At 72.7% G+C, this 16,323-nt stretch carries 20 protein-coding genes; 11 read left to right on the top strand and 9 right to left on the bottom strand.

The features are described from left to right. Window positions 1–66: 66 nt before the first annotated feature. From cspE to ACFOX0_RS13310, 3 genes are all read left to right on the top strand, one after another. Window positions 67–270 (top strand): transcription antiterminator/RNA stability regulator CspE, encoded by a 204-nt coding sequence (gene cspE / locus ACFOX0_RS13300; protein WP_007464836.1) that lies wholly within the window; start codon window positions 67–69, stop codon window positions 268–270. Window positions 271–614: 344 nt separating this feature from the next. Next, a complete protein-coding gene (locus ACFOX0_RS13305; protein WP_377545245.1) occupies window positions 615–1,928 on the top strand; it encodes a DEAD/DEAH box helicase in 1,314 nt (437 codons plus the stop codon). 117 nt (window positions 1,929–2,045) lie between these two features. Beyond that, window positions 2,046–2,699, top strand: coding sequence for a class I SAM-dependent methyltransferase (locus ACFOX0_RS13310; RefSeq protein WP_377545247.1), 654 nt, complete (start codon window positions 2,046–2,048; stop codon window positions 2,697–2,699). A gap of 158 nt (window positions 2,700–2,857) precedes the next feature. Here the strand turns inward: ACFOX0_RS13310 and ACFOX0_RS13315 are convergent, their stop codons facing one another. Next, a complete protein-coding gene (locus ACFOX0_RS13315; RefSeq protein ID WP_377545249.1) occupies window positions 2,858–3,265 on the bottom strand; it encodes a pilus assembly protein CpaE in 408 nt (135 codons plus the stop codon). Window positions 3,266–3,453: 188 nt separating this feature from the next. Here ACFOX0_RS13315 and ACFOX0_RS13320 point away from each other — a divergent pair, with 188 nt between their 5' ends. After that, on the top strand, window positions 3,454–3,657 hold the full coding sequence (locus ACFOX0_RS13320) for a hypothetical protein (protein ID WP_377545251.1): 204 nt from the start codon (window positions 3,454–3,456) through the stop codon (window positions 3,655–3,657). Between the two features lie 164 nt (window positions 3,658–3,821). On the opposite strand, the gene ACFOX0_RS13325 is transcribed toward ACFOX0_RS13320, so the two are convergent. From ACFOX0_RS13325 to ACFOX0_RS13335, 3 genes are read right to left on the bottom strand one after another with little or no spacing between them, the layout of a single operon-like run. Further along, window positions 3,822–4,703, bottom strand: a complete 882-nt coding sequence (locus ACFOX0_RS13325; protein ID WP_377545253.1) for an ABC transporter permease — start codon at window positions 4,701–4,703, stop codon at window positions 3,822–3,824. Continuing rightward, on the bottom strand, window positions 4,693–5,472 hold the full coding sequence (locus ACFOX0_RS13330; protein ID WP_377545255.1) for an ABC transporter ATP-binding protein: 780 nt from the start codon (window positions 5,470–5,472) through the stop codon (window positions 4,693–4,695). Before ACFOX0_RS13330 ends, ACFOX0_RS13325 begins: the two co-directional genes overlap by 11 nt. Then, the gene (locus ACFOX0_RS13335; protein WP_377545257.1) at window positions 5,469–6,530 is read right to left on the bottom strand and encodes an ABC transporter substrate-binding protein; all 1,062 of its coding nucleotides are present in this window, start codon (window positions 6,528–6,530) and stop codon (window positions 5,469–5,471) included. Before ACFOX0_RS13335 ends, ACFOX0_RS13330 begins: the two co-directional genes overlap by 4 nt. A gap of 203 nt (window positions 6,531–6,733) precedes the next feature. On the opposite strand from ACFOX0_RS13335, the gene ACFOX0_RS13340 reads away from it, so the two are divergent. Genes ACFOX0_RS13340 through nudC form a run of 3 tightly spaced genes read left to right on the top strand, consistent with a single transcriptional unit; the run spans window position 6,734 to window position 10,331 of the window. Beyond that, on the top strand, window positions 6,734–8,044 hold the full coding sequence (locus ACFOX0_RS13340; RefSeq protein WP_377545259.1) for a M16 family metallopeptidase: 1,311 nt from the start codon (window positions 6,734–6,736) through the stop codon (window positions 8,042–8,044). Beyond that, window positions 8,041–9,366, top strand: a complete 1,326-nt coding sequence (locus ACFOX0_RS13345) for a M16 family metallopeptidase (RefSeq protein ID WP_377545261.1) — start codon at window positions 8,041–8,043, stop codon at window positions 9,364–9,366. The genes ACFOX0_RS13340 and ACFOX0_RS13345 overlap by 4 nt, the downstream gene beginning before the upstream one ends. Then, complete coding sequence (gene nudC, locus ACFOX0_RS13350; protein ID WP_377545263.1) at window positions 9,363–10,331, top strand: NAD(+) diphosphatase; 969 nt, start codon at window positions 9,363–9,365, stop codon at window positions 10,329–10,331. Before ACFOX0_RS13345 ends, nudC begins: the two co-directional genes overlap by 4 nt. Window positions 10,332–10,495: 164 nt before the next feature. Here the strand turns inward: nudC and ACFOX0_RS13355 are convergent, their stop codons facing one another. Continuing rightward, window positions 10,496–10,786 carry a hypothetical protein gene (locus tag ACFOX0_RS13355; protein ID WP_377545265.1) on the bottom strand — a complete coding sequence of 97 codons (291 nt, stop codon included), beginning with the start codon at window positions 10,784–10,786 and terminating at the stop codon, window positions 10,496–10,498. A 12-nt stretch (window positions 10,787–10,798) separates the two neighbouring features. On the opposite strand from ACFOX0_RS13355, the gene ACFOX0_RS13360 reads away from it, so the two are divergent. Continuing rightward, a complete protein-coding gene (locus tag ACFOX0_RS13360) occupies window positions 10,799–10,927 on the top strand; it encodes a hypothetical protein (RefSeq protein ID WP_377545267.1) in 129 nt (42 codons plus the stop codon). Window positions 10,928–11,097: 170 nt separating this feature from the next. Here the strand turns inward: ACFOX0_RS13360 and ACFOX0_RS13365 are convergent, their stop codons facing one another. From ACFOX0_RS13365 to ACFOX0_RS13375, 3 genes are all read right to left on the bottom strand, one after another. Continuing rightward, entirely contained in the window at window positions 11,098–11,310 is a 213-nt protein-coding gene (locus tag ACFOX0_RS13365) for a DUF397 domain-containing protein (RefSeq protein ID WP_377545269.1), read from the bottom strand. 64 nt (window positions 11,311–11,374) lie between these two features. Further along, window positions 11,375–12,355 carry a helix-turn-helix domain-containing protein gene (locus ACFOX0_RS13370; protein ID WP_377545271.1) on the bottom strand — a complete coding sequence of 327 codons (981 nt, stop codon included), beginning with the start codon at window positions 12,353–12,355 and terminating at the stop codon, window positions 11,375–11,377. A 191-nt stretch (window positions 12,356–12,546) separates the two neighbouring features. After that, window positions 12,547–12,789: a mycoredoxin gene (locus tag ACFOX0_RS13375; RefSeq protein ID WP_377545273.1), complete on the bottom strand. Its 243-nt coding sequence runs from the start codon at window positions 12,787–12,789 to the stop codon at window positions 12,547–12,549. A gap of 91 nt (window positions 12,790–12,880) precedes the next feature. Here ACFOX0_RS13375 and ACFOX0_RS13380 point away from each other — a divergent pair, with 91 nt between their 5' ends. From ACFOX0_RS13380 to ACFOX0_RS13390, 3 genes are all read left to right on the top strand, one after another. After that, entirely contained in the window at window positions 12,881–15,139 is a 2,259-nt protein-coding gene (locus ACFOX0_RS13380) for an ATP-dependent DNA helicase UvrD2 (protein WP_377545275.1), read from the top strand. 90 nt (window positions 15,140–15,229) lie between these two features. Beyond that, window positions 15,230–15,493: a hypothetical protein gene (locus ACFOX0_RS13385; RefSeq protein WP_377545277.1), complete on the top strand. Its 264-nt coding sequence runs from the start codon at window positions 15,230–15,232 to the stop codon at window positions 15,491–15,493. Between the two features lie 138 nt (window positions 15,494–15,631). Then, on the top strand, window positions 15,632–15,997 hold the full coding sequence (locus tag ACFOX0_RS13390; protein ID WP_377545279.1) for a WhiB family transcriptional regulator: 366 nt from the start codon (window positions 15,632–15,634) through the stop codon (window positions 15,995–15,997). A 138-nt stretch (window positions 15,998–16,135) separates the two neighbouring features. Here the strand turns inward: ACFOX0_RS13390 and ACFOX0_RS13395 are convergent, their stop codons facing one another. Then, the gene (locus ACFOX0_RS13395) at window positions 16,136–16,312 is read right to left on the bottom strand and encodes a hypothetical protein (protein ID WP_377545281.1); all 177 of its coding nucleotides are present in this window, start codon (window positions 16,310–16,312) and stop codon (window positions 16,136–16,138) included. Window positions 16,313–16,323: the final 11 nt, after the last annotated feature.

Below are 16,323 nucleotides of genomic sequence, written 5' to 3' on the forward strand. Positions count from 1 at the left end.
GCGGTCCACACCCTTCGGGTCCGCAACAAGTGCGGGTCCGAGCGTTCCGTCAAGGAGACGAAACAAATGGCAATTGGCACCGTCAAGTGGTTCAACGCTGACAAGGGCTTCGGCTTCATCACCCCGGACGGCGGCGGCGCGGACGTCTTCGCCCACTTCTCGGCGATCCAGTCGTCCGGCTACCGCAGCCTGGACGAGAACCAGCGGGTCGAGTTCGAGGTGACCCAGGGCCAGAAGGGCCCGCAGGCGGAGAACATCCGCCCGCTCTGAGCCTCGGCTCACCCCGGGTACCGCTCGGCCGTAGGTTCACCGAGCACGCCCGCGCCGGCCGCGCCGCCTGACGGCGCGGTCCGGCACCCAAGCTCCGCCGCCCGGCGGGCGAGGTGGCCTCATCGCCGCGCCGCCCGCCGGGTTCGGCAGACAGCACCGCCACGCCACACCCGGCGCGGCACCGTATCCGGCCCGCGCCGTCATCGGTGCGGGCCGGAGGCGTGTGATCCGCATCATTCCGGTTCGTGCTTGCGACCGCACTCCCGCCGCCGCGCGGGGTGCCGGCAGCGCCGCCCACTCGGCGCCTTTCCTCGACACGTGCCGCACCCGAGGAGAGGTTTCCCATGACCATGTCCGTCGTTCCGTCGTTCGCCGACGCGCCGCTGGCCGACGGCCTGCACGCCGCGTTGGTCGCGAACGGCATCACCGAGCCGTTCCCCATCCAGTCGGCCACCCTGCCCGACTCGCTCGCCGGCCGGGACGTGCTCGGCCGGGGCCGCACCGGCTCCGGCAAGACCCTCGCCTTCGGCCTGCCGCTGCTGTCCCGGACCACCGGCCGCCGGGCCCGGCCCGGCCGCCCGTTGGCCCTGGTCCTGGTCCCGACCCGGGAGTTGGCGCAGCAGGTCACCACCGCCCTGGAGCCGTACGCCCGCGCGGTCGGGCTGCGCTGCGCCACCGTGGTCGGCGGCCTGTCGCTGGGCCGGCAGGCGGACGCCCTGCGGGCCGGCGCCGAGGTCGTCGTCGCGACGCCGGGTCGGCTGGCCGACCTGATCAACCGGGGCGACTGCCGGCTGGACCAGGTCGCCATCACCGTGCTGGACGAGGCCGACCAGATGGCCGACATGGGCTTCCTGCCGCAGGTCACCCGCCTGTTGGAGCAGGTCGCGCCGAACGGGCAGCGGATGCTCTTCTCGGCCACCCTGGACCGGGGCGTGGACCGACTGGTCCGCCGCTTTCTCACCGACCCGGTGTCGCACTCGGTCGACCCGGACACCGCAACGGTGACCGCGATGACCCACCACGTGCTGCAGGTCGAGGCCGTCGACAAGGTGGCCACCACCGCCGAGATCGCCGCCCGGGAGGGCCGCACCATCATGTTCATCGGCACCAAGCACCGGGCCGACCGGCTCGCCCGGCAACTGCTCAACCGCGGGGTCCGGGCGGCGGCGCTGCACGGCGGCAAGTCCCAGCCGCAGCGGACCCGGATCCTGGAGCAGTTCAAGGCCGGTCAGGTGACCGCGCTGGTGGCCACCGACGTGGCGGCCCGGGGCATCCACGTCGACGGGCTGGACCTGGTGGTCAACGTCGACCCGCCGACCGAGGCGAAGGACTACCTGCACCGCGGCGGCCGTACCGCCCGGGCCGGTGAGGCCGGCTCGGTGGTCACCCTCGTCCTGCCCGAGCAGCGCCGGGACGTGTCCCGGTTGATGGCCACCGCCGGGATCACGCCGGAGACCGTCCGGGTCGCCCCGGGTGACGCCGACCTGGTCCGGGTGACCGGGGCGCGGGTGCCGTCCGGCGTACCGGTGACCATCGCCGCGCCGGCTCCGCAGCCGGTCCGGACCAAGCAGCCCGGCGGCTCAGCGGGCCGCCCGGCGCGGGCCGCGCACCGCGGTTCCGGCCGGCCGCGCCGGCCGCGCCGCACCGGCACGGCCTGATCCCGGGTACGGGCGCCCGCCGGTCGACGGCCGGCGCCCGCGCCCGCGCCGCGCCCGCCCCGGCGGCCGGCCCCGCCGGGTCGGCGGTGACTGGTCCGGCCCGGTTACGGTGGGTCGATGGCGGATTCCCCGACGCGGGACGGGCGGCTGCGCCGGTTCTGGGACCAGCAGGCCGACTCGTACGACCGCAAGATGGCCTTCGCCGAGCGCCGCTTCTTCGCCGACACCCGGCCCTGGCTCTGCGGTCAGGCCGTCGGCGACACTCTGGAGGTGGCGGTCGGCACCGGGCTGAACCTGGCCCACTACCCGGCCGACGTGCGCCTGGCCGGCGTGGAGTGGAGCCCGGCGATGCTGGCCGTGGCCCGGCGCCGGGCCGCCGACCTCGGTCGGCCGGTCGACCTGCGGCAGGGCGACGCCCGCCGGTTGGACTTCCCCGACGGCCGGTTCGACACGGTGGTGTGCACGTTCTCGCTGTGCGGCATACCGGACCACGAGGCGGCGCTGGGCGAGTTCGCCCGGGTGCTCCGACCGGGCGGCCGGCTGCTGCTGGCCGACCACATCGGCTCGTCGAACTGGCTGGTCCGCGGGGCGCAGGCGCTGCTGGACGCGGTCACCGTCCCGCTGTACGGCGAGCACTACCGCCGCCGGCCGCTGCCCCGGGTCCGGGCGCTGGGGTTCACGGTCGAGCGGCGGGAACGGTTCGCCCTCGGCGCGGTCGAACGGTTGGTCGCCCGCAAACCGCCCGCCCGGCATCCCTTTTCAGATGACTGACCTTCGTCCCCACCTTCCGGCCGCGGAGTCGTTGTCGTCGTCAGCCCTGTTGGACCGTGGGTTTGGGACTCGGTCGAATGCTGTGGCCGGGCGGTGCCGACACTGTGCAGCTGGGCTGACAGCCGGAACGAACCGGCTCGATCGAGGGGCGAGCCGGCTCAGTCGGTGCCGAGGCGGATCAGCCGCAGCAACGCCTCACCGTACGCCTGCTCGGCGGTGGGCGCGGTGACGGCGGCTGGTCCGCCCGGCAGGTCGAGGGCGACCCGGTAGCCCTCGTCGGTCCGGTCCAAACCGCGGAAGGTGCCGCCGAGCAGGTTCCGGAGCTGGTCCTCGCGGGGCAGCCAGACCGCCTCGGACTGCTCGATGTCGTCCAACGCCCATTCGGTGGTGCCGTTGAACCCGATGACCGGGCCGTCCGGCAGGTGGTGCACCGCGATGGTCATGTCACTCAGGACGAAGACGTCCTCGTCGAGATCGCGGTCCGGCACGGCGAACCGGTCGCCCGGCGCGGGTTTCCAGCTCAGGCCGGCCTCCTTGAGGCGGACCGCCAGGTCGACGGGTAGCACGTGTTCCACTGTGCCCGGGCGGCGGGGGATCGGCCAACTCGTCCGGAGTGTCGGCACCGGCGGGGCGGAACCATTGCGGCGCCGGATTGCGTCCGATGGGCGACTGTCCTGTGACCGTTGATCCGACATCCTGGTCCGGACACGTCGACTGGCGTCAGCCGCGGGGCGGTCCGGTGAAGGAGGTCGGAATGGTCGGGCAGGTGGGAGCGGGGGCGCTCCGGGAGATCCTTGTCGTGCTCGCGCTCGGCCTCGCCGGCCTGCTGCTGGCCCTGCTGGCCGCCTTCACGCCATGGTACGCACCGACCACCACCCCGCCCCGGCCGCAGATCGTGGAGATGCACGCGCCGGCCGAGCCGCCGCCCGGCCAGACCTCCCACGCGGCCATCGGCTGACCGAGGGACGGGCACGGGACCCGCGCCCGGCGAATCCGCCGGTCGGGTGCGCGCCGGCCGGGGTCGCGGCCGCCGAGCCGGTTCGTCGCCGTCGATCGGATTCGTCGCCGGCCGCGGCGCCGCCGGTCGCTGGGGTCGACCGACGGCGCCGTGCCCTGGGCGGGTCAGTTGCCGGCCTGGTCGAGCACGCCCCAGCGGCGGCGGATGGCCCGGTCGGCGGCGCCGAACGCGGCGTCGACCAGCAGGCCCACCACCAGGATCACGATCATGATGGCGAGCAGTCGTGGCGCGTCGGAGAACTCCCGGGCGTACTGCAGCTGGGCGCCGATGGAGGTCTTGGTCGCGATGACCACCAGCAGCTCACCGGCCATCAGGCTGCGCCAGGCGAACGCCCACCCCTGCTTGAGCCCGGCCACGATGGCCGGCAGCGCGGCGGGCGCGATGACGTACCGGTAGAGGGAGAAGCCCCGGGCACCGAGATTGCGGCCGGCGCGCAGCAGCAGCGGTGGCAGGTAGTCCACCCCGTGGATGACGCCGTTGGCGATCGACGGGGCGGCGCCGAGCACCACCACGAAGAAGATGGCCTGCTCGCTGAGCTGGAACAGCAGGATGGCCAGCGGGAACCAGGCGATCGACGGCATGGTCTGCAGCGCGGTGATCATCGAGCCGAGGGCGGCCCGGAGCACCCGGATCCGGGCCACCGCGAGGCCGAGCAGCAGGCCGACCGCCACCGCGGCGGCGAAGCCGGTCACCGCCCGGCGGCCGGTGGTGGCGAGCCCGTCCCAGAGCGCGGCGGTGAGGAAGTAATGGCCCAGGTCCTTGCCGACGGTGGCCGGGCCGGGCAGCACCCACGGTTCCTTCCACCCGCTCAGGTAGACCAGCTCCCAGACCAGCACGGCCAGCCCGAGGGCGGCGAGCTTCGGCCAGGTGGCGGACCAGAACCGGCCGGACCGGCCGGTGGTCTTCTGCCGGGCGGCGACCTCCAGCGCGTCCAGGCCGGAGAGGGTCTCCGTGCGGTCGTCGCGGGTGAGGGTGTCACTGGCCATGGCGACCCACCTCCGTACGTAGTCGGGTGGTGACCTCGGCGGCGATCGCCGCGATCTCGGGGGAGTCGATCCGGCGCGGGCGGGGCACCTCGACCCGGGTGGAGTAGATGATCCGGCCCGGGCGGCTGGACAGCAGCACGATCCGGTCGGCCAGCCGGGCCGCCTCCCGGACGTTGTGCGTGACGAACAGGACGGTGAGCCGGCGTTCCGACCAGATCCGTTCCAGTTCGTCGTGCAGGACGTCCCGGGTCATCGCGTCCAGCGCCCCGAACGGTTCGTCCATCAGCAGCACCGGGGTGTCCAGCGCGAGGGTACGGGCCAGCGCGACCCGCTGGCGCATCCCGCCGGACAACTCGTGCGGCCGTCGTCGGGCGAACTCGCCGAGGTGCACCACGTCGAGCAGCTCGGCGACCCGGGCCCGGCGCTCGGCCCGGGGCAGTCCGCGCAGCCGCAGCGGCATCTCCACGTTGGCGGCCACCGTCAGCCACGGGAACAGCGCCGGTTCCTGGAACATCAGCCCGGGGTCGGCGTTGTCGGCGACCCGGACCGTGCCGGAGCTGACCGTGTCCAGCCCGGCCACCAGGTTGAGCAGCGTGCTCTTGCCACAGCCGGACGCGCCGACCAGGCAGACGAACTCGCCGGGCGCCACGTCCAGCGACACCCCGTCCAGCGCCAGCACGGCCTGGTCGCCCCGGCCGTACACCTTGGTGACGCCGGACAGCGCGACCGCGTCGGTCGTGCTGGCCGGCACCGTCGTCGTCGCGGTCACGGCAGTGCCACCTCCGATTTGCCCTGCGCCTTGAGGACCTCGTTGAGGAAGCTCAGGTCGTAGAGGCCGTTGAGGTCGACCGGCTGGGTCAGACCGACCGCGACCGCGTGGTCCAGTCCGGTCTTCAGCGAGCCGGCGATCGGGTCGTTGAGGAACTCCAACGTGGGCCAGGCCTGCTTGATCAGCTTGAGATCCAGCGGCTTGCCGGTGATCTTGCCGATGTGCGTCGCGATGGCCTGCTGCGTCTCTTCCAGGTGGGTGTTGACGAACTCGTTCGCCGCCACCTGGCCCTCGACCAGCTTCTTGACCACGTCCGGGTGCGCCTTGAGGAACTTGGTGCTGACCAGCAGGTTGGTGATGACGAACCGCTTGTCCGGCCACAGGTCGCGCTCGTCGACCAGGACCTTGCCGCCCGCGTTCACCAGCCGGGAGACGAACGGTTCGGGCACCCAGGCGCCGTCGATGGCGCCGCTGGTGAAGGTCTGCACCGTCTGGGCGTTCTCCTGCGGTACGACCTTGACGTCGCCGCCGCCCTCCTTGGTGGTGGCCAGGCCCTTCTCCTTGAGCCAGTAGCGCAGCGCCACGTCCTGGGTGTTGCCGAGCTGTGGGGTGGCGATCTTCTTCCCGCGCAGTCCCTCGACCGAGGTGATCCCGGGCTTGACCACCAGGGCCACCCCGCCGGACGCGGCGCCGGAGACCACCCGTACGGCCTGGCCCTTGCTCTTGGAGAACGCGTTGACGGTCGGGTTGGGGCCGATGTACGTCGCGTCCAGGGCGCCGGAGAAGACCGCCTCGATCGCGGCGGGCCCGGCGTTGAAGGTCTTCGTCTCGAGCTTGACGCCGGAGCCGAGCTTGTCGGCGAAGATGCCCCGTTCGACCCCGACCACGGCCGGCGCGTGGGTGATGTTGGGGAAGTAGCCGAGGCGCAGGGTGGTCGGTCCCGAGGACGCGCCCGGCGCGCTGTCGCCGCCGCAGGCGGCGGTGCCGCCGAGCGTCGCGGCGGCCACCAGCGCGGCAGCGGCCAGGGTGCCGAGCCGGCGGTACGGGAGTCGGTTCATCGGCCATCCAATCCAGATTCCCTACTTATTTGATAGGAAGAGTGGACTGCGTGCCGACCCTCGGGTCAAGGCCCCATCCATATGCCGGGAAGCGGGCCGGGAAGTCCGGCGGGACAGTTCCCTCCCGGGCGCCTTCCGGGCTACCCGGGCACCGTCCGGACGGGCAGCCGCACGGCCGACGAGCGACGCGCTAGGGTCGGTGCGTGGCGGCCCGGAGATCCAGAATTCCAGCGACGAAATACCCGGTCGAGCGGTTCACCCTCGACAACGGCCTGCGGGTGGTGCTGACCCCGGACCGCAGCGCACCGGTCATCGGCGTCGCCGTCGTCTACGACGTGGGCATCCGGTCCGAGCCGGAGGGCCGGACCGGCTTCGCGCACCTCTTCGAACACCTGATGTTCCAGGGCTCGGAGAACCTGGAGAAGCTGGCCCACTTCCGGCACGTGCAGGGCGCCGGCGGCACCTTCAACGGGTCCACCCACCTGGACTACACCGACTACTTCGAGACGCTGCCCAGCAACGCCCTGGAGCGGGCGCTGTTCCTGGAGGCCGACCGGATGCGCGGCCCCCGGTTGACCGAGGAGAACCTGCGCAACCAGGTCGACGTGGTCAAGGAGGAGATCCGGGTCAACGTGCTCAACCGGCCGTACGGCGGGTTCCCCTGGCTCACCCTGCCGCCGGTCATGTTCGACACGTTCCCCAACGCCCACGACGGGTACGGCTCGTTCGTCGACCTGGAGAGCGCCACCGTCGCCGACGCCGCCGACTTCTTCACCCGCTACTACGCCTGCGGCAACGCCGTACTGGCGGTCTCCGGCGACCTGGACGTGGCCGAGGCGACCCGGCTGATCGAGACGCACTTCGGCGACGTACCGGCCCGGCCGGCGCCCCGGCGGCCGGACTTCGCCGAGCCGGACCTGACGGCCGAGCGGCGCGAGTCGTACACCGACCGGTTGGCGCCGCTGCCCGCGGTGGCCAGCGGCTGGCGGGTGCCGGACCCGGTCGGTGACTTCGCCGGCTACCTCCCGTACGTGGTGCTGGCCGAGGTGCTCACCGACGGCGACGCGTCCCGGCTGGTCGAGCGGCTGGTGCTGCGGGACCGGACGGTGTCCAGCGTCGGCGGTTACCTCGGCTTCATGGGCGACCCGTTCGACGTCCGCGATCCCACCGCCCTGCTGTTGCAGGCGCACCTGCCACCGGGTGGTTCGACCGACAAGGTGCTGCGCGCCGTCGACGAGGAACTCGACCGGCTCGCCGCGGACGGGCTCGCCCCGGGTGAACTCGACCGGACCCAGGCCCGGATGGCCACGCACCTGCTGCGGGACACCGACGCGGTGCTCGGCCGGGCGCTGAGCATGGCCGTGCTGGAACAGCAGCGCGGCGAGCCGGGGCTGTTGAACGACCTGCCCCGGCTGATCGGCGAGGTGACCGAGGACCAGATCCGGACCGCGGCCGCGGCGCTGCGCCCGGAGCGCCGGGCGTCGGTTGAGGTAGTCCCCGGAGGTAGCAAATGAGTGTCCGTCCGCTTCCGCCGCTCGGCCCGAACCGTAAGCTCAAGCTGCCCAAGCAGGTCGAGCGCACGCTGCCGAACGGGCTGACGGTGATCGCCATCCGGCGTCCCGCGGTGCCGCTGGTGGAGTTGCGGCTCTGGGTGCCGTTCGGCGGCGCGCACCTGGCCCGCTCGGCGATGCTCTCGCAGACCCTGCTGGCCGGCACCGCCGAGCGGACCAACGTGCGGCTTGCGGCCGAGTTGCAGACCGTCGGCGGCGGCCTGTTCGCCGGGATCGACCCGGACCGGCTGATGGTGTCCGGCAACGCGCTGGCCACCGGGCTGGACCGGATCCTGGAACTGCTCGCCGAGGTGCTCACCGGCGCCGCATACCCGACCGACGAGGTCGGTACCGAGCGGGAGCGGCTGGTCGACCGGATCCAGGTGGCCGGCAGCCAACCGGCCCACCTGGCCCGGGTGGCGCTGCTGAAGCGGATGTACGGCAAGCACCCGTACGCGGTGCAGACGCCCGACGCGAGCCAGGTCCGGGCGGTCCGACCGGCCCAGTTGCGCACCCTGCACGCCGAGCGGGTGCAGCCCACCGGGGCGGTCCTGGTGCTGGTCGGTGACGTTCAGCCGGACCGGGCGCTGGACGCGGCGGAACGCGCGTTGGGCGACTGGAAGGCCGTCGGCGCCGCGCCGGAACTGCCGCCCACCCCGCCGTTGTCGGCCGGTCCGCTGTTGCTGGTGGACCGCCCCGACTCGGTGCAGTCGTCGATGCGGCTGGCGCTGCCCGCGGTGCCGCGTACGCATCCCGACCACGCGGCGCTGCAACTGGCCAACATGATCTTCGGCGGCTACTTCTCCTCCCGCTGGGTGGAGAACATCCGCGAGGACAAGGGCTACACCTACGGGCCGCACTCGCTGGTGGAGCACTCGGTCGCCGGGTCCGCCCTGGTGGTCGCCGCCGAGGTGGCCACCGAGGTGACCGGCCCGGCACTGCTGGAGACGCTGTACGAACTGGGCCGGCTCGCCTCCCTGCCGCCCGGCGCGGACGAGCTGGAACAGGCCCGGCAGTACGCCCTGGGCACGCTGCAACTGGGCATGTCCACCCAGGCCGGACTGGCCGCGCTGGCCAGCGCGTACGCGGGCTCCGGGTTGCGGCTGGACTTCCTGGCCGAGCACGCCGACCGGCTGGCCCGGGTCACGGTGGACGACGTGGCCGCTGCGGCGACCAGCTACCTCGCGCCCGCGCGGGCGGTGACGGTGGTCCTCGGCGACGCGGAACGGATCGCCGGACCGCTGTCGGCGCTGGCCTCGATCGAGCGGGAGAGCGCCCCCTCGTGACCGGTGAACACCCCGCGGCCGGCGGTCCGGCCGGGCCGCCACTGGGCCGGGCGGGGGTGGACCGGGCCGCGCACCGGCGGGCCGATTCACGGTGGTTGGCCGAGGCGTGGGAACGCGCGAAGGTGCTGGTCGTCGACACGGCGGCCGGTGGTCGGGCGCTGGCCGGGCCGGCCGCAGAGCGCCCCGGGTTGCTGCTGCTGGACGCCGCGCAGGTCGGCCCGCACGATCCCCGGGCGCGGCTGTTCCTCGGGGTCGAGCCGGACGGCACCCCGGTGTTCGCCGTCGACGCACCCCTGCCGCCGTCCGGTACGGCGCCCCGGGTGAGCCTGCGGGAGAGCGGCCACCTGCTCAGCGACCGGGACGCCGGGCTGCTCACCACGGCGGTGGCGTTGGCCAACTGGCACGCCCGGCACCGGTACTCGCCGGTCACCGGACAGCCCACCGAGATCGCCGAGGCCGGCTGGAGCCGGGTGGAACCCGACGGCGGGCAACTCTGGCCCCGGACCGACCCGGCGATGATCGTGCTGGTGCACGACGGGGTCGCCGGGCCGGACGGTCGGTGCCTGCTCGGCCGCAACGCGGCCTGGCCGGAGCACCGGGACGGCCGGCGGTTCTCCTGCCTCGCCGGCTACGTCGAGCCGGGGGAGTCCGCCGAGGCGGCGGTGCTCCGCGAGGTCGGCGAGGAGGTCGGCCTCCCGGTCCGGCACATCGCGTACGCCGGCAGCCAGTCCTGGCCGTTTCCCGGTTCGTTGATGCTCGGCTTCCTCGCGGTGGCCGACCCGGACGCGCCCCTGCGGCTGGACCCGACGGAGATAGCGCAGGCCCGCTGGTTCAGCCGACGGGAGGTCGCCGGGGTGCTGGCCGGTGACCGGCTCGACGTCGGCGACGGGCGGCGGCTGGTACTGCCCCCGCCGTCCTCGATCGCGCTGTTCCTGGTGGACCGCTGGCTGGCCGGAGCCGGCTGACCGTCCGTCCGTACCGGGCCGTCGCGGTCGGTGGACCCGCGGCGCGGTCGGTGGACCTCGGTCCGTGACCGCTGTTGCCGCAGCGGTCACGGACCGAGGTTTTCCGAGCCGTCGTGGCCGGTTGGCGCGATGTGCGACGGGTGCCGCACCCGGCCCGACGGCCGCTAACCCCGGCCCGGTCCGAAACTGCGGACCGGCGGCGCGGCGGGTGGTGGGTGCCCCGATTCACCGAGGGGCAGAACCTTGACCCGCTGCCGACCGGCGCGGACGGCGCCGACCGTGGACAGCGCGCGGGCCACCACCATGGCGGCCTCGCGGTCCTCGGCGCGCAATGTCTGTCGCCGCTGCTCGGGGGCGGTCTGCTCGTCGCGGAGGCACCGTCCGCCGGCCCAGGCGGCGGCCAGCTCGTCATCGGCGGCGACGCGGATGTCGGTGCGCACGATCAGGAACCGCATGGGTGTCTCCGGATGAACCGCGAGGAATGGAGCGGGGTTTCGTGGAACTTCCACGAGCGCCCCTCAGCCATGGTCACGCCGTCCGCCACGGAGGGCAAGGAGAACATCCTGATCGGAACCGCGGGTAATCCGTTCGGGTGATGCGGTAACCGGTACCGGCCGATAGGCGGGTCGCAGCCGGCCCGAGAGCCGTCGTCACGGGTACGCGACGAGGGCTGTCGGATCCCTGGGGGAGGGGATTCGACAGCCGTCGTCGCGTACCCGGTCGGCCACGGATGCGGTGGGGACCGCCGTGGTCCACCGGGTGGCGGTCAGTTCAGGTCGAACTCGCCGGCCTTGGTGCCGGCGATGAAGTCGAGCCAACCGTCGCGCCCGAAGACCAGGACGGGCCCGTTCCGGTCCTTGCTGTCGCGCAGCGCCACCGGTGCGCTACCGGTGCCGAGCGGGGCGATCTCGACGCAGTTGGAGGTCTGGCTGCGCGTGCTCTTACGCCACGCGGCGTTGGCCAGGCGATCGTTGTTCATGAAGTGCTCCTGGTGTTGAACGGTTCTGCGAGCCGAGTGGCACGCGGCCGCACCGGAGCGGCGCTCACGGCTCTGTGAGTCGTCCGGTGCGTGGGCCGCGCTGCGACGGCGGCTTCGGCACCCCCGGATGGGAATCGTGCGATCCGTTCGTCCGGGTCAGCGCCGCCTCGGCCAACCAGCGGATCGTGTCCTCGGCCGAGAGTGCCGCCGCCTGCAGCCACCCGAACACCATTTTATACCGCTTTATCTCTTTTTCGTCGTCAATGGCCAGATTGCTGTCGAGTCCTTCGATCGAGCCGGCCTCCGGGTCGTTCGGATCGGGGAACCGGTAGAGCGAGAAGCCGGTGTGCGGCAGATACCAGCCACCGTTGACCGGCGTGTCGCGGAGCAGCAGTTGGATCGTCACGTTCGGCAGCTCGGCGAGCGTACGGAGCCGGCGGATCTGTGACTGGAGCACGTTCGGCGGGCCGGCGCGGACGCCGAAGACCGCCTCGTCCAGCACGGCGTGGTACAGGGCCGGCTCCTCCTCGCGGGTCAGCAACATCTGCCGCGAGGTCCGGGCGCTCACCTCCGCCTCCAGGGCCGCCAGCTCGCGCTTGGGCGGATGGGCCTGGTTGAGCGGCTGGGTGGACTCGAGCCGGATCCGGGTGTAGTCCGCGGTCTGCAGCAGGCCGGGCACGACGATCGGGCTGAACTCCCAGATCTCCGCACAACCGGCCTCCAGTTCCGCGTACGGCATCTGGGCGTCGGTCATCTTGGAGGCGTAGGAGCGCAGCCAGCCCTTCAGGTCGCCCGCGTCGCGGGCGATCATGACGACCTCGTCGCGCTTCGCGGGGTCGGCCCCGTAGAGATCGAGCAGGGCGACGACGTCCTGCACCTCGGGTTTGCTCCGGCCGTTCTCCAGCCGGGACAGCTTGGAGGCCGAATTCCACCCGATCCGCTCGATGACCTGGTCGCCGGTGAGTCCGGCGGCCTCGCGAAGTTGGCGCAGCTCGGAGCCGAGGCGGCCGCGTCGGCGGATCGGACTTTGCTGGGGAGCAGGCATTGATCCCTCACTCGATCGTATCGAAACGAGCATGCCGCAGGTTGATCACCGTACGGAATGCGCCCCCCACCGTAAGTATGCGACCGCCGAAAGGCCCGCATCTCACCCCTTCGCCCGCGTGTCGACCCCGCAGACGCGACGGCTCCGGCCGCCAGGTGGGCGACCGGAGCCGGATCGGGGCTGCGGAACGGTCAGGCGGACAGGCTGGCCAGCCGCTCCTTGACCTGGACGATCGACGGGTTGGTCAGCGCGGTGCCGTCGGAAAATTTGACGGTCGGCACGGTCTGGTTGCCGCCGTTGACACTCATCACGTACTCGGCGGCGGCCGGGTCCTGCTCGATGTCGACGACCTGGTAGCCGATGCCCTCCCGGTCGAACTGCGACTTGAGCCGGTGGCAGTAGCCGCACCAGGGGGTGGAGTACATCGTCAGCATGGTCAGGTCCTCCGTGGGATGAGGTGACGCACCCGTCGTGCCGACAGGCTAACGAGTGCAACGTCCGGGCGGGCTGCCATGATTCCTTGCTGTGGCGGTTGACTCAGGCGCGCAGCGGGTGTTGGCCGGGCTGGACCCCGAGCAGCGGGCGGCGGTGACCGCGCCGGCCGGACCGGTCTGCATCCTGGCCGGTGCCGGCACCGGCAAGACCCGGGCGATCACCCACCGGATCGCCTACCGGGCGCTGTCCGGCGAGATCGCCGCCCGGCACGTCCTGGCCGTCACCTTCACCGCGCGGGCCGCGGCCGAGATGCGCGCCCGGCTCACCGCGCTGGGCGTCGGCGGGGTGCAGGCCCGCACCTTCCACGCCGCGGCGATGCGCCAGGTCCGCTACTTCGCCCCCCGGCTGCTCGACGGGCGGGCCATGCCCGAACTGCTGGACAGCAAGGTGCGACTGGTCACCCTCGCCGCCGCCAGGGCCGGGGTGCGGGCCGACCGGGCCGCCGCCCGCGACCTGGCCGGGGAGATCGAATGGGCGAAGTCGTCGCTGGTGGAACCGACCGAGTATCCGGTGGCCGCGGCCAAGGCGGCCCGGGACATCCCGTACGAGGCGGCCCGGGTGGCCGAGATCTTCGCGCACTACGAGAAGGTCAAGCGCTCCTCCGGGGTGATCGACTTCGAGGACCTGCTGCGGGCCGCGGTCTGGGGGATCGAGGAACACCGGGACGTGGCCGAGCAGGTCCGCGCCCAGTACCGGCACTTCGTCGTCGACGAGTACCAGGACGTCAACCCGCTCCAGCAGCGGCTGCTGACGGCCTGGCTCGGCGGCCGGGACGACCTCACCGTGGTGGGTGACGTCAGCCAGACGATCTACTCGTTCACCGGGGCCACCGCCGACTATCTGATCGACTTCTCCCGGCAGCGGCGGGACGCGGTGGTGGTCCGGCTGGTCCGCGACTACCGGTCCACCCCGCAGGTGGTCGGGCTGGCCAACGCGGTGATCGGGCAGGCCCGGGGAAGCGGATCCCGGTTGCGCCTGCAACTGGTCGGGCAACGGCCCCCCGGCCCGGAACCCGACCTGCGGATCTTCCCGGACGAGCCGGCCGAGGCGGCGGCGGTGGCGGCGCGCTGCCGGCAACTGGTGGACACCGGCACCCCGGCCCGGGAGATCGCCGTGCTGTTCCGGACGAACGCCCAGTCCGAGGCGTACGAGAAGGCGCTCAGCGAGGCCGAGGTGCCGTACGTGGTGCAGGGCGCGGAGCGGTTCTTCGAGCGGGCCGAGGTACGGCAGGCGATGGTCGCGCTGCGTTCGGCGGTGCGGTCGACCCCGGGCGAGACCCCGCTGGTGCCGGCGGTGGTCGAGGCGCTGACCGCGGTCGGCTGGGCACCGGACCAGCCACCCGCCGGCGGTGCGGCCCGGGAGCGCTGGGAGGCGCTCGCCGCGCTGGTGCAACTGGCGCAGGAGTGCGCGAGCGCGAGGAGTGAGCTTGCGAGCCCCGCAGTCGCGAGCGAAGAGCGGGCACAGCGCGCCACCCCGGTTCTGTCGCCGATCGGCGAGGCCGGGGTGGCCGAGCGGCAGATGTCGCTGGCCGACTTCTGCGCGGAGTTGCAGCGGCGGGCCGCGCAGCAGCACGCGCCGACGGTCGACGGGGTCACGCTCGCCTCGCTGCATTCGGCCAAGGGGCTGGAGTGGGACGCGGTCTTCCTGGTCGGCCTCTCCGACGGGACGCTGCCCACCACGTACGCGAAGACGGTCGAGCAGGTCGAGGAGGAACGCCGACTGCTCTACGTCGGGGTGACCCGGGCCCGCGAGTGGCTCTGGTTGTCGTACGGTTCGGCGCGCTCGCCGGGGGGTCGGGCCCGGCGGCCGTGCCGGTTCCTGCCGCAGTTCGACCGCTCCGGCGGCGGCGCCGAACGGACCGGCGGGCCGGCGGTCGCCGGCCGGCGGGCCGAGCGCCGGCGCAGCCAGGTCGTCTCCTGCCGGATCTGCGGCGCGACGCTGCTGGCCGGCGCGGACCGCAAGTTGGGCCGCTGCCCGGGCTGCCCGTCGGATCTCGACGAGGAACTGCACGCGCGGCTGCGCGAGTGGCGGTCCCGGGTGGCCGGGGCGCAGAAGGTCCCGGCGTACGTGGTGTTCACCGACGCGTCCCTGGTCGCGCTGGCCGAACGGCGGCCGTCCCGGCGGGAGGAACTGCTGGCCATCGCCGGGATCGGTCCCCGCAAGGTGGGCCTGTACGGCGAGGCGGTACTGGCGCTCGTGGCCGGCGCGGCGGTGGACGGGATCGCCCCGGAAAAAAGTTCCAGATCCGACCCGTTAAATCGTTTGCCCTCGCCGGGGGCGGAGGAATAACCTCAGGACACACCTCGCGAGCGGCGGAATTCTCGCTGCTCAAGGGGGAGGACCGTGTTGGTGACGAGCGTAGGACAGGAGGTGAGCCCGGTGAAGAACTACATCAACGAACGACCGTCGGCGCTCGCCGCTGCCTACGGTCCGGTGTCGGCTGTCCGGGATCTCCTGACCGTCGATATCCCCATGGTTCCGCAGGCGCACCAGGTCTCCGCCCCGGCTCCGGCCGTGTGGCAGCTGGCCCTGACGCTGACCGGGATCAACGGCACCAGTGGGTTCACCGGCAAGGGCGTCAAGGTCGCTGGCAAGCGGACGGAGGCCCGCGGAGTTCCACCTCGAGGTAGACCACCGGTCTGACAGACAGACCAGCCGGCTCACCTCGAGGCCGCGGAACCCGCATACCGGGATCCGCGGCCTCAGTTTTTTGTGCACCCCGTGCACGCCGCTAGACACGACGATCCAAGAGATCGCAGCGAGAGAGAGGTGACCGGGCTGATGAGTCTGGCCTTCGCCCCAACCGTCCTCGACGTCGAGTTGGAGGCAAACCTGCCCTGCCGGAAGTTCGACCCTGACCTGTGGTTCGCCGACTCGCCCACCGAGCTGGAGCTCGCCAAGTCGCTCTGCGGGGACTGCCCGCTGCGGATGGAGTGCCTGGCCGGTGCGGTGGAGCGGGCCGAGCCGTGGGGCGTCTGGGGTGGCGAGATCTTCGAGCGTGGCGCGGTCGTTCCGCGCAAGCGGCCCCGTGGCCGTCCGCGCAAGGAGGACGTCGCCCGGGACGCGGCCCTGCGGGTCGAGGCCGAGGCGCGGATGGCGGCGGTCCAGGCCGCCGAGTCGCGCAGCGCGGTCCGGTTGGCGGCCTGACATGAACCCGTTCCGTACGTCGACCGGTGTCGTACCGGTCAAACCCATCGAGTTGAACCTCGCACGGCCGACCAGCAATGGAGTGACCAAGATGTATCTCATCCACGAAGCGTTGTCCCGGGCTCGAATGCGCCGGCCTCAGGCCGATCGCACCACCGCGAGCACTGAGGCAACCCGATCCGCCCGTACCGTCGCGCTGAAGGCCCGCCAGCAGGCGGCCCGCGAACTGGGCACGCTGTAACCGAACACCCGACCCCCGTCGAGCCAGGGCATGTCGCACTCCAGCGGCGTGCCCTGGCTCGCTTTCCGGGCCACCCGACCCGGCG

It is taken from the genome of Micromonospora zhanjiangensis, assembly GCF_042650605.1.
Taxonomy (GTDB): Bacteria; Actinomycetota; Actinomycetes; order Mycobacteriales; family Micromonosporaceae; genus Micromonospora_J; species Micromonospora_J zhanjiangensis.